General features: G+C 69.6%; 8 protein-coding genes. All 8 read left to right on the forward strand.

What is annotated here, in order from left to right:
- The first annotated feature begins 80 nt into the window (after positions 1-80).
- On the forward strand, positions 81-1,319 hold the full coding sequence (locus AC07OZ_RS11115) for an MFS transporter (RefSeq protein ID WP_495467188.1): 1,239 nt from the start codon (positions 81-83) through the stop codon (positions 1,317-1,319).
- A gap of 21 nt (positions 1,320-1,340) precedes the next feature.
- Positions 1,341-4,988: a hydantoinase B/oxoprolinase family protein gene (locus AC07OZ_RS11120; RefSeq protein ID WP_495467189.1), complete on the forward strand. Its 3,648-nt coding sequence runs from the start codon at positions 1,341-1,343 to the stop codon at positions 4,986-4,988.
- An 89-nt stretch (positions 4,989-5,077) separates the two neighbouring features.
- Positions 5,078-6,373 (forward strand): glutamate--cysteine ligase, encoded by a 1,296-nt coding sequence (gshA, locus tag AC07OZ_RS11125; RefSeq protein ID WP_495467190.1) that lies wholly within the window; start codon positions 5,078-5,080, stop codon positions 6,371-6,373.
- Positions 6,374-7,145: 772 nt separating this feature from the next.
- On the forward strand, positions 7,146-9,029 hold the full coding sequence (locus AC07OZ_RS11130; protein WP_495467191.1) for a potassium transporter Kup: 1,884 nt from the start codon (positions 7,146-7,148) through the stop codon (positions 9,027-9,029).
- Positions 9,030-9,054: 25 nt separating this feature from the next.
- The gene (locus AC07OZ_RS11135; protein WP_495467192.1) at positions 9,055-10,221 is read left to right on the forward strand and encodes a benzoate/H(+) symporter BenE family transporter; all 1,167 of its coding nucleotides are present in this window, start codon (positions 9,055-9,057) and stop codon (positions 10,219-10,221) included.
- Positions 10,222-10,244: 23 nt separating this feature from the next.
- Entirely contained in the window at positions 10,245-11,228 is a 984-nt protein-coding gene (gene gshB / locus AC07OZ_RS11140) for a glutathione synthase (protein WP_495467193.1), read from the forward strand.
- A 30-nt stretch (positions 11,229-11,258) separates the two neighbouring features.
- Positions 11,259-12,119, forward strand: coding sequence for an S-formylglutathione hydrolase (gene fghA / locus AC07OZ_RS11145; RefSeq protein ID WP_495467194.1), 861 nt, complete (start codon positions 11,259-11,261; stop codon positions 12,117-12,119).
- A gap of 33 nt (positions 12,120-12,152) precedes the next feature.
- Entirely contained in the window at positions 12,153-12,896 is a 744-nt protein-coding gene (locus tag AC07OZ_RS11150) for a metallophosphoesterase family protein (protein ID WP_495467195.1), read from the forward strand.
- The last annotated feature ends 3 nt before the right edge of the window (positions 12,897-12,899 follow it).

Raw genomic sequence — 12,899 nt, forward strand, 5'->3', positions numbered from 1 at the left:
GCGCGCACCCCGTGCATGGCGTCGGCCGTCTCCGTCCCCCGTCGGCGCCACGCGTCGACACCGAAGAAAGACGATGCACCATGTGGCTCAGAGACACCACGCCGACCGAGCGGCGCACCCTCACCGCAACCTTCGCCGGTTACGGCGTCGACGGTTTCGATTACATGATCTACACCTTCCTGATCCCCACGCTGATCGCGGCCTGGGGCATGAGCAAGGGCCAGGCCGGCGCGATCGCCACTGGCGCGCTGCTGACCTCCGCCGTCGGCGGCTGGGCGGCGGGCGTGCTCGCGGACCGCTTCGGCCGTGTCCGCGTGCTGCAGTGGACGGTGCTGTGGTTCGCGCTGTTCACCTTCCTCAGCGGCTTCACGACCTCGTTCGAGCAGCTCTTCTTCACCCGCGCCATGCAGGGTTTCGGCATGGGCGGCGAGTGGGCGGTGGGCTCGGTGCTGATCGCGGAGACGATCAAGGCGAAGCACCGCGGCAAGGCCGCCGGGCTGGTCCAGAGCAGCTGGGCCATCGGCTGGGCGGCATCGGCGGTGGCGTTCTGGGGGCTGTACTCGGTGCTGCCGCCGGAGACCGCATGGAAGGTGCTCTTCTGGATCGGCATCCTGCCGGCGCTGCTGATCCTTTACATCCGCCGCAACCTCGATGAGCCGCAGGTCTACCTGGCCGAGCAGGAACGCGCCAAAGCCCGCGGCCAGCGCGCGAACTTCCTGCGCATCTTCTCGCCGGCGCTGCTGCGCAACACGGTGCTCGCCAGCCTGCTGGCCACCGGCATGCAGGGCGCGTACTACTCGGTGACGACCTGGCTGCCGACCTTCCTCAAGACCGAGCGCCATCTGTCGGTGCTGGGGACCAGCGGCTACCTGCTGGTGCTGATCGCCGGCTCCTTCGCCGGCTACCTGACCAGCGCCTGGCTCAGCGACGCGATCGGCCGGCGCCGCTGCTTCATGCTGTTCGCGCTGATGGGCGGCATCCTGGTGCTGGCCTACACGCAGATGCCGATCACCGACGGCCTGATGCTGATGCTGGGCTTTCCGCTGGGCTTCTTCCTGTCGGGCATCTTCTCCGGCATGGGCGCCTTCCTGGCGGAACTGTTTCCCAGCGATGTGCGCGGCTCGGGCCAGGGCTTTTGCTACAACATCGGACGGGCGCTCGGCGCCGCCTGTCCCGCGCTGATCGGCAGCTTCAGCACGCAGTACCCGCTGGGGCAGACGCTGGGATGGATGGCGGCGCTCTGCTACGGTCTGGTGATCGTCGCGGCGCTGGCGTTGCCTGAAACCCAAGGACGCGAACTCGCGCCCGCGGCCGCCTGAATGAACTCCCTGGACCTCACGATGCAAGTCACCCCCTCCTCCGATCGCTGGCAGTTCTGGATCGACCGCGGCGGCACCTTCACCGATCTGGTCGGACGCGCCCCCGATGGCACGCTGAAGACGCTCAAGCTGCTGTCGGAGAACCCGGAGCACTACCGCGACGCGGCGGTCGAGGGCATCCGCCGCCTGCTCGGCCTGAAGGCCGGGGAGCCCATCACGGCGGAGCGCGTCGACTGCGTCAAGATGGGCACGACGGTCGCGACCAATGCGCTGCTGGAGCGCCGCGGCGACCGCACGCTGCTGGTGACGACGCGCGGCTTCCGCGACGCGCTGCGCATCGCGACGCAGGCGCGCCCGAAGCTCTTCGAGCGCCACATCCAGCTGCCCGAGCTGCTGTACGAGCGCGTCATCGAGGCCGACGGGCGCATCGACGCGCAGGGCCGCGCGATCGCCCCGCTGGACGAAGCCACGCTGCGGGCCGAATTGCAGTTCGCGTTCCACGACGGCCTGCGCGCCTGCGCGATCGTGTTCCTGCACGGTTGGCGCACGCCGGAGCACGAGCTCGCCGCCAAGCGCATCGCGCAGGAGATCGGCTTCACGCAGATCTCCGTCTCGCACGAGGTCAGCCCGCTGATGAAGCTGATCCCGCGCGGCGACACGACCGTCGTCGACGCGTACCTGAGCCCGATCCTGCGGCGCTACGTCGACCAGGTCGCGGCCGAGATGCCCGGCGTGCGGCTGTTCTTCATGCAGAGCTCCGGCGGCCTCACCGAGGCGCGCCGCTTCCAGGGCAAGGACGCGATCCTCAGCGGCCCGGCCGGCGGCATCGTCGGCATGGTGCGCACGGCGGAGGCGGCCGGCCACGACCGGGTCATCGGCTTCGACATGGGCGGCACCTCGACCGACGTCAGCCACTTCGCGGGCGAGTTCGAACGCGCCTTCGACACCGAGGTCGCCGGCGTGCGCATGCGCGCGCCGATGATGAGCATCCACACGGTGGCGGCGGGCGGGGGGTCGGTGATCGCCTTCGACGGCGCGCGGCTGCGCGTGGGACCGGCCTCGGCCGGCGCGAACCCCGGTCCCGCGAGCTACCGCCGCGGCGGCCCGCTCGCGACGACGGACGCCAACGTGATGCTGGGCCGCATCCAGCCGGCGCATTTCCCGAAAGTCTTCGGGCCGGGCGCGGACGAGCCGCTCGACGGCGCGGTCGTGAAGACACGCTTCGATGCCCTCGCGGGACAGATGTCCGCCGCCGGCCGGCCGATGACGGCCGAGGACGCCGCCGCCGGCGCGCTGCAGATCGCCGTCGGCGCGATGGCGAACGCGATCAAGCGGATCTCCGTCGCGCGCGGCTACGACGTCACCGGCTACACGCTGCAGTGCTTCGGCGGCGCGGGCGGCCAGGCGGCCTGCCTGGTCGCGGACGCGCTCGGCATGACGCGCATCCTGGCGCATCCGTTCGCCGGCGTGCTCAGCGCCTACGGCATGGGACTGGCCGACCAGACCGCGATGCGCGAGGCTTCGATCGAACGCGCGCTCGATGCCGGCGGCCTGGCCGCCGCGCGCGAGACGGCGGCCTCGCTGGCCGCGCAGGCGGGCGGCGAGCTCGAGTCGCAAGGTGTTCCCGCCGGTGCGCTGCGCACGATCGCGCGGGCGCAGGTCCGCTACCAGGGCACCGACACGGCGCTGACCTGCCCGCTGCCACTCGATGGGTCGGCGCCCGCGGCGATCGCCGCCATCCGCGAGGCCTTCGAGCAGGCCTATCGCCGACGCTTCGCCTTCCTGATGCCGGACCGCGCGCTGGTGATCGAGGCGGTCTCGGTCGAAGCGCTCGCCGCCGGCGCGTCGCTGGAGGCGCCGGCCGAGGCCGCGATCGCCAGCACGCACCGCCCCGAGCCGCTGGAGCGCGTGCGCATGTACTGCCTGGCCGACGAGTCGCCTGCCGGCTGGCGCGAGGCCGAACTCCACCACCGCGAGTCCCTGCGCCCGGGCGCCCGCATCGACGGTCCGGCGATCATTGCCGAGCGCAACGCGACGACGGTGGTCGACGCCGGCTGGCGCGCCGAGCTGCAGTCCTCCGGCGACCTGCTGCTGACGCGCTTCCGCGACCGCGCCCGCACGCGCGCGCTCGGCACCGAGGCCGACCCGGTCGTGCTGGAGGTCTTCAACAACCTCTTCATGAACATCGCCGAGCAGATGGGGCTGCGGCTCCAGAACACGGCTCACTCGGTCAACATCAAGGAGCGGCTGGACTTCAGCTGCGCGCTGTTCGACGCGCAGGGCCAGCTGATCGCCAACGCACCGCACATGCCGGTGCACCTGGGCTCGATGAGCGAGTCGATCCGCTCCGTGATCGAGCGCAACCCTTCGATGAAGCGCGGCGATGTCTACGTGCTCAACGACCCGTACCACGGCGGCACGCACCTGCCCGACATCACCGTCGTGACGCCGGTCTTCCTGGACGAGGACGACGCGACGCCCGGCTTCTTCGTCGCCAGCCGCGGCCACCACGCCGACATCGGCGGCATCACGCCGGGCTCGATGCCGCCGTTCTCGAAGGACATCACCGAGGAAGGCGTGCTGATCGACAACTTCCAGCTGGTCGAGCAGGGCCGGCTGCGCGAAGCCGAGCTGCAGGCGCTGCTGCGCTCCGGCCCGCACCCGAGCCGCAATCCGGCGCAGAACCTGGCCGACCTGCGCGCGCAGGTGGCTGCCAACGAGAAGGGCGTGCAGGAACTGCAGGCGATGGTGGCGCAGTTCGGCCGCGCCACCGTCGAGGCCTACATGCGGCACGTGCAGGACAACGCCGAGGCCTCGGTGCGGCGCGTGATCTCGGTGCTGAAGGATGGCGCGTTCACGCTGCCGCTGGACAACGGCGCGCGCATCCAGGTGGCCGTGACCGTGGACACGGCGGCGCGGCGAGCCACGGTCGATTTCACCGGCACCAGCGCGCAGCAGCCCAACAACTTCAACGCGCCGAAGTCGATCACGATGGCGGCGGTGCTCTACGTGTTCCGCACGCTGGTCGACGACGCGATCCCGCTGAACGCGGGCTGCCTGAAGCCGATCGACGTGATCGTGCCCGAGGGCTGCATGCTGAACCCGCGTTTCCCGGCGGCGGTGGTCGCGGGCAACGTGGAGACCTCGCAGTGCGTGACCAACGCGCTGTACGGTGCGCTCGGCGTGATGGCGGCCGGCCAGTGCACGATGAACAACTTCACCTTCGGCGACGCGACACATCAGTATTACGAGACGATCTCGGGCGGTTCGGGCGCCGGGCCCGGCTTCGAGGGGACCTCGGTCGTGCAGACGCACATGACGAACTCGCGGCTCACCGATCCCGAGGTGCTGGAGTTCCGCTTCCCGGTGCGGCTGGACAGCTATGCCATCCGTCAGGGATCGTCCGGCGCGGGCCGCTGGCACGGCGGGGAGGGCGGCGAGCGCCGCATCCGCTTCCTGACGCCGATGACAGCCTCGATCCTGAGCAACGGGCGGCTGTCGGGCGCGTTCGGCATGGCCGGCGGCCAGCCGGGAGCGGTCGGGGAGAACTTCGTCGAGCGGGCCGACGGCCGGATCGAGGCGCTGGGCCACATCGGTCAGGTGGAGATGGCGCCGGGCGACGTCTTCGTCATCCGCACACCCGGTGGGGGAGGGTACGGCCCTTTTTGAGCCCCCCTTGAGATGGGGCGAGTAACCCCAATGTGGGCGTGCCTAGAATCGGAACATCCGCCCTCCGGCTGTCCAGGCGCCCGCTCATCATGGTCCCTCACCTCATCACCGCCCTGACCGGGCCCATCAATGAACTGGAGCAGCGCGTCCTGGAGTCGATGCCGGCGATCGAACGCTGGTTCCGGCTCGAGTGGATGGAACACACGCCCCCGTTCTACACCTCGGTGGACCTGCGCAACGCCGGCTTCAAGCTGGCGCCGGTGGACACCAACCTGTTCCCGGGCGGCTTCAACAACCTGACGCCCGAGATGCTGCCGCTGGCCGTGCAGGCGGCAATGGCGGCGATCGAGAAGATCTGCCCCGAGGCCAAGAACCTGCTGCTGGTCCCGGAAGCGAAAAACCGCGGCAGCTTCTACCTGTCCAACCTGGCGACGCTGGTCCGTATCTTCTCGATGGCGGGGCTGAACGTGCGGCTGGGCTCGCTGGACGAGTCGGTCAAGGAACCGACGACGGTCGCGCTGCCGGACGGCAATTCGCTGACGCTGGAGCCGCTGATCCGCCAGCGCTCGCGGCTGATGCTCAAGGACTTCGATCCCTGCACCATCCTGCTGAACGACGACCTGTCGGCCGGCATTCCGGACGTGCTGAAGCACCTGCACGAGCAGTACCTGCTGCCGCCGCTGCACGCCGGCTGGGCGCAGCGCCGCAAGAGCCAGCACTTCCGCGCCTACGAGGAAGTCTCCAAGAAGTTCGCCAAGCTGCTGGGCATGGATCCGTGGCTGATCTATCCGCACTCGGTGGCGGTGGACGGGCTGGACTTCGCGACCGGCGCAGGCCTGGACGCGCTGCAGGCGCAGGTCGACGCGACGCTGACGCGCACGCGCCGCAAGTACAAGGAATACGGCATCCAGGAGAAGCCCTTCGTCGTCGTCAAGCCGGACGCCGGCACGCACGGCCTGGGCGTGATGACGATCCGCGACGCGAAGGACCTGGACGTGCTGGCGATCAAGGCGCGCGACAAGCTGGCCAAGCTGGAGGGCGTGCCCGCGCTGTCGCAGGTGCTGGTGCAGGAAGGCGTCGTGACGCACGAGCGCATGCACGAGGCGGTCGCCGAGCCGGTCGTCTACATGATGGACCGCTATGTCGTCGGCGGCTTCTACCGCGTGCACGCCGACCGCGCCGAGGACGAGAACCTCAACGCGCCGGGTTCGAGCTTCGTGCCGCTGGCCTTCGCGCATTCGTCGCACCTGCCGGCGCCCGGCGAGAAGCCCGGCGCCAGCGCGCCCAACCGCTTCTACATGTACGGCGTGATCGGCCGCCTCGCGATGCTCGCGGCCAGCTACGAGCTGGAGACGACCGACCCGGACGCCGAGGACTACGCCTGAGGCGAGGCCCCCCGTGACCGCAGGCGGTCGACCATCCGCTGGGCGGCGCCACTGACGGCCCGCCATGCCCGGCGCAAGGGCATCGGGATGGCGCCGGCCATGCGATCCCGGAGGCGTTCGAAGCGGGTGCGTGACGCGTCTTTCCGCGCCCGCCGGCCGTCCGCCTCCAGCAGCCAGGCCGCCCGGGACGCCTCCGTGGGCGACGGCGGACGTGCCGGCTGCACGGCGCCGGACGCCTTCGGCGGCTGAGGGGCCGGACCCTTGTGCGATTTCGCGCGGAAGCGTTTCGGCGGCATCGGCCGCGGCACGTCGGGGGCTCGCCGGATGGGGCGATTCAGGACGATCTCGACGAAGCAGGGCTGAGACGGCGGCAGCGGCGGGCCGGGGTCGACCAGCGGCACGAGGGACGGGTCCGACACGTCACGGGCGTTGGACGCGGGAGTTGAGAACGGCATGGAGACCTCCGATCCATGAGACCACCTCATGGTTGCGAGGCTCAGTTGTCATGCGGCACCACGGGTTCCGCCCGTCGCCAGGTGTTCGTCTGGGGGGCGTCCGGCATCGTCATGGCGTCGTCCGGCGGGTCAGGTCTTGCCGTCCAGCCCAGCCCGTGCGAAGACCGCCTGGACCGGGAGGCGAGCTACGTGTTCCGGCGGACGCCGTCAACCCCCGCCCCCGCAACGGTGGCGGGGGGCATTGACGCACTGCACAACGGAAGGCAGACAATACGCACTTTCGACTTCCGGCAGCCCGCGTGGCTGCCGCGACCTTTGTGAGTTCACATCACGCGCCCCGCTCGCCGGCCGCCCTGGCCGGCCTGACCGTCGGGGCCCTCGGTGTCGTCTACGGCGACATCGGCACCAGTCCCCTGTACGCGCTGAAGGAAGTCTTCCACGGCGCGCACGTCCCCATGACGCACGACAACATCCTCGGGGTGCTGTCACTGCTGTTCTGGACCATGACCATCGTGGTCTCCTTCAAGTACGTGCTGCTCATCCTGCGCGCCGACAACAACGGCGAGGGCGGCCTGATCGCCATGCTGGCGCTGGCCACGACGGCCGTGCGCGAGAAGCCGTCGCTGCGGCGCGGGCTGATGCTGGTGGGGCTGTTCGGCACGGCGATCTTCTTCGGCGACGCGGTCATCACGCCGGCCATGACGGTGCTCTCCGCCGTCGAGGGCATCGAGGTCTACGCGCCGCAGTACCACGACGCGGTGGTGCCGATCTCGCTGGTGGTGCTGGCGGGGCTCTTCGCGGTGCAGCGCTTCGGCACCGGCGGCGTGGGCAAGGCCTTCGGGCCGGTGATGCTGGTGTGGTTCACCACGCTGGCCCTGCTGGGCATCCCGAAGATCCTCGGCAACCCGCATGTGCTGCAGGCCATCAACCCGATGTGGGCGATCGATTTCTGCACGCACTACGGCTGGATCGCCTTCGTCGCGCTGGGCGCGGTGGTGCTGGTGGTGACCGGCGGCGAGGCGCTTTATGCCGACCTGGGCCACTTCGGCAAGCAGCCGATCCGCATCGCCTGGTACAGCTTCGTGATGCCGGCGTTGACGCTGAACTACTTCGGCCAGGGCGCGCTGCTGCTGGACAGCCCGGAGGCGATCAAGAACCCGTTCTTCCTGCTCGCGCCGAGCTGGGCGGAGATCCCGCTCTTCATCCTGGCGACGCTGGCGGCGATCGTGGCTTCGCAGGCGCTGATCACGGCGGCGTTCTCGGTGACCAAGCAGGCGGTGCAACTGGGGCTGCTGCCGCGCATGCGCATCGTCCACACCTCGGTGCGCGACATCGGCCAGATCTACGTCCCCTTCGTCAACTGGGGGCTGTTCGCCTTCGTCGTGGTGGCGGTGGCCTTCTTCGAGTCGTCGAGCAAGCTGGCCGGCGCCTACGGCGTGGCGGTGACCATCGACATGACGATCACGACGGTGATGACCTTCTTCGTGATCCGCTTCGGCTGGCGTTATCCGCTGTGGCTGTGCGTGGTCGCGACGGGCGCGTTCTTCGTCATCGACGCGACCTTCCTGGCGTCCAACCTGCTGAAGGTGGCGCACGGCGGCTGGTTCCCGCTGCTGATCGGCTTCGGCATGTTCACGTTGATGCTGACCTGGAAGCAGGGCCGGCGGCTGCTGTCGGACAAGCTGCGCGAGGACGCGATCGACCTGAAGAGCTTCCTCGAGGCCGTGTTCATCAACCCGCCGACGCGGGTGCAGGGCAGCGCGGTGTTCCTGTCGGCGGAGCAGGGCGTGACGCCCAACGCGCTGCTGCACAACCTCAAGCACAACAAGGTGCTGCACGAGCAGAACCTGTTCGTCAGCGTCAAGCATCACGAGGTGCCGTGGATCGGCTTCGAGAAACGCGTCGAGGTGGAGAGCCTGGACAACGACTGCTGGCAGGTCAACCTGCACTTCGGCTTCAAGAACGAGCCCGACGTGCCGGACGCACTCAAACTGCTGGAGCAGCGCGGGGTGCACCTGGACGAGATGGAGACGAGCTACTTCCTGTCGCGGGACATCGTGATCCCGACGATCGGGTCGGGCATGGCGCTGTGGCGGGAGAAGCTGTTCGCCAGCATGCACCGCAACGCGGCGGCGGCGGCGGACTTCCTCCACCTGCCGGCCAACCGGATCGTGGAGCTGGGGTCGAAGGTCGAGATCTGACGCGGGCGTCGCTATGCTGGCGGCCATGAATCGCTGGCTGAAAGACCTGTCCCTGTCCGCCGTGGTCGCGGGCTTCGTTGCGGTGCTGGTGGGCTTCACCAGTTCGGTGGCGATCGTGTTCCAGGCCGCGCAGGCGCTGGGCGCGACGCCGGCGCAGACCAGTTCCTGGATCTGGGCGCTCGGGCTGGGCATGGGGCTGACCAGCCTCGGCCTGTCGCTGTGGACCCGGCAGCCGGTCCTGACCGCGTGGTCCACGCCCGGCGCCGCGCTGATCGCGGGTGTCTCCGGCATTTCGATGCCGGAAGCGGTCGGCGCCTTCATCGTCTGCGGCGCGCTGATCCTGATCGCCGGCGCGACGCGCTGGTTCGAACGGATCATGGACCGCATTCCGATCGCGATCGCCTCCGCGCTGCTGGCCGGCGTGCTGGCGCGCTTCGGCCTGGACGCGGTGCTGGCCACGAAGACCGCGCCGGCGATGGTGCTGACGATGGCGCTCACCTATGTGCTGGCGCGCCGTTTCCTGCCCCGCTATGCGACGCCCCTGGTGCTGGTGGCCGGCATCGTCGTCGCGGCCTCGCAGGGGCGGCTGCATCTGGAGGCTGTCGTCTGGGACTGGGCGACACCGGTGTGGGTCACGCCGTCGTTCTCGGTGACCGCGCTGGTCGGTGTGGCGCTGCCCTTGTTCCTGGTGACCATGGCCTCGCAGAACCTGCCCGGCGTCGCGGCGCAGCGGGCGTCGGGCTACCAGACGCCGGTGTCGGCGAGCATCGCGGCGACGGGCTTCGCGTCCATCGTCTTCGCGCCTTTCGGCGGCTACGCGTTCAACCTCGCGGCGATCACCGCGGCGATCTGCATGGGGCGCGAAGCGCACGAGGATCCGGCGCGGCGCTACATGGCGTCGGCGATGGCAGGGGTGTTCTACCTCGCGATCGGTCTGGCGGGCGGCGCGGTGGTGGGGCTGCTGACCGCCTTCCCCCGCGAGCTGATCGCTGCCGTGGCGGGCCTGGCACTGCTGGGCACGATCGCCGGCGGCCTGTCGGCGGCGCTGAAGGACGAGGCGCATCGCGACGCGGCCATCCTGACCTTCCTGGTGACGCTGTCCGGGCTGAGCCTGCTGGGCATCGGCTCGGCGTTCTGGGGCGTGGTTGCCGGTGCGGTTTCTCTTTTGGTGCAACACTTCAGGAAACGTTGAGACTCCTGCTGAAAGCCTTGCCCATGAAACTGCTGTTCGTCGCCGATCCGCTGTCGACCTTCAACACCTACAAGGACTCCACCTTCGCGATGATGCGCGAGGCCGCGCGCCGCGGCCACGAGCTCTGGGTCTGCGAGGTGCCGGACCTGCTGTGGGTCAGCGGCGGGCGCGTGACGGCGCATGCGGCGCAGCGGCTGACGCTGACGCCGGAAGCCGTCGCCAGCCAGGCCGGCACCAAGCTGGCCGTGTGGCACGCGGTCACCGCGACGCAAGACCTGGCCCTGGCCGACGTCGACGCGGTGCTGATGCGCAAGGATCCGCCGTTCGATTCGGAGTTCTTCTACGCCACGCACCTGCTGGAGCAGGCGGAGCGCGAAGGCGCGAAGGTGTTCAACAAGGCGGCCTCGCTGCGCGACCATCCGGAGAAGCTCGCGATCCTGGAGTTCCCGCAGTTCATCGCGCCGACGCTGGTGACGCGGTCGGCGGCGGCGATCCGCGCGTTCCATGCGGAGCACCAGGACATCATCCTGAAGCCGCTGGACGGCATGGGCGGCATGGGCATCTTCCGTGTGAAGGCGGATGCGCTGAACCTGGGCAGCATCATCGAGACGCTGAACAAGAACGGCGCGCAGTCGGTGATGGTGCAGCGCTTCGTGCCGGAGATCGTCAAGGGCGACAAGCGCATCCTGCTGATCGGCGGCAAGCCGGTGCCGTACTCGCTGGCGCGAATCCCGCAGGGCACCGAGGTGCGGGGCAACCTGGCCGCGGGCGGCAAGGGCGTCGCGCAGCCACTGACCGATGACGACCGCCGCATCGCCGAGGCGCTCGGGCCGATCCTGGCGGCGCGTGGCCTGCTGCTGGTGGGGCTGGACGTGATCGGCGACAGGATGACCGAGCTCAACGTGACCAGCCCGACCTGCTTCCAGGAAATCATGGAGCAGACGGGCTTCGACGTCGGCGCGGTGTTCATCGACGCGCTGGAAGCGGCGATGGCCGCGGCGCGCTGAGCGCGGCTGCGGTCGCCTGAGGACATCGACATGACTTTCGAATTGATCAGCGAGCACGCCAGCTTCGGCGGCGTGCAGCGTTTCCATCGCCACGACTCGGCCGAGATCGGTCTGCCGATGCGCTTCGCGCTGTTCCTGCCGCAGGGCGGCGCGCGGGCGGTGAAGGGCCTGCTGGTGTTCCTCGCGGGGCTGACCTGCAGCGAAGAGACCTTCACGATGAAGGCCGGCGCGCAACGCAAGGCCGCTGAGTTGGGACTGGCGCTGCTGATGCCGGACACGAGTCCGCGCGGCGAGACGGTGAGCGCGTTGCCGGGCGCGACGGCGTCCTGGGACTTCGGCGTCGCGGCAGGGTTCTACCTTGATGCCACGCAAGCGCCGTGGGCAACGCACTGGCGGATGGAGAGCTACCTGATGCGGGAACTGATTCCGCAAGTGCAGGCGTCGCTCGGACTGGATGCCGCGAAGACGGGCATTGCGGGCCACTCGATGGGCGGCCATGGCGCACTGACGCTGGCGCTGCGTCATCCGGGCGCATTCGCGTCGGTGTCGGCGATCGCGCCGATCGCGGCGCCGAGCCGTTGCCCCTGGGGCGTGAAGGCGTTCACCGGCTACCTGGGCGAGGACCGCGACGCCTGGCCCGCGCATGACGCGAGCGCACTGATCCAGGCACAGAAGCGCGCGCCGTATCCGCACGGCATCCTGGTCGACCAGGGCCTGGCGGACAAGTTCCTCGTCGAGCAGCTGTACCCGGAAGCGCTGGAGTCGGCCTGCGCGTCGATCGGCCAGCCGCTGACGCTGCGCCGTCACGAGGGCTACGACCACGGCTACTACTTCATCGCGAGCGTGATCGACGATCACCTGGCGCATCACGCGCGGCAACTGGCGGGCTGAACGCGCCACCGCGCTGCTACCCCCGAGGCCGCCATGCGCATCGCCCTGCTGTCCGACATCCACGGGAATCTGCTCGCGCTGGAGGCCGTCGTGGCGGATGCGCGGCGCCGGGGTGCGGATCAGATCGTGAACCTCGGCGACATCCTGTCCGGGCCGCTGCAGCCGTTGGAAACGGCGCAGTACCTGATGGCGCAAGGCTGGCCGACGATCGCCGGCAACCATGAGCGGCAACTGCTCGCGGTCACGGCGGAGAAGCCCGGCGGCGAGTCCGACCGCTTCGCGCGGGCGCAACTCGGCGACGGGGAGCTCGCCTGGCTGCGCTCGCTGCCGAAGACGATGCAGCTGAGCGACGAGGTCTTCCTGTGCCACGGCACGCCGCGCAGCGATATCGAGTACTTCCTCGATACACAGGAGGGCCCTCGCTTGAGCATGGCGACGGCGCCGGAGATCGCCGAACGGCTCGGCGATGAAGCTTCAACGGTGGTGTGCTGCGGCCACACGCACATTCCGCGCGTGCTGCGCAGCGCGCGAGGTCAGTGGCTGGTGAATCCCGGCAGCGTCGGTCTGCAGGCCTGGGATGACGACCATCCGATCCGCCATGTCGCGGAGAACGGCTCTCCAGAAGCGCGCTATGCGATCCTGGAACGGACGGCGCAGGGCTGGCGCACCGAGTCCGTCAGCGTGCCGTACGACCATGAGGCGGTGGCGGACCTCGCTTCCCGGAACGGTCGAGGGGACTGGGCGAGGTGGTTGAGGACGGGGTGGGCTGACGTCTGAGTC

Source organism: Roseateles sp. GW821-FHT09G03, from assembly GCF_059416045.1.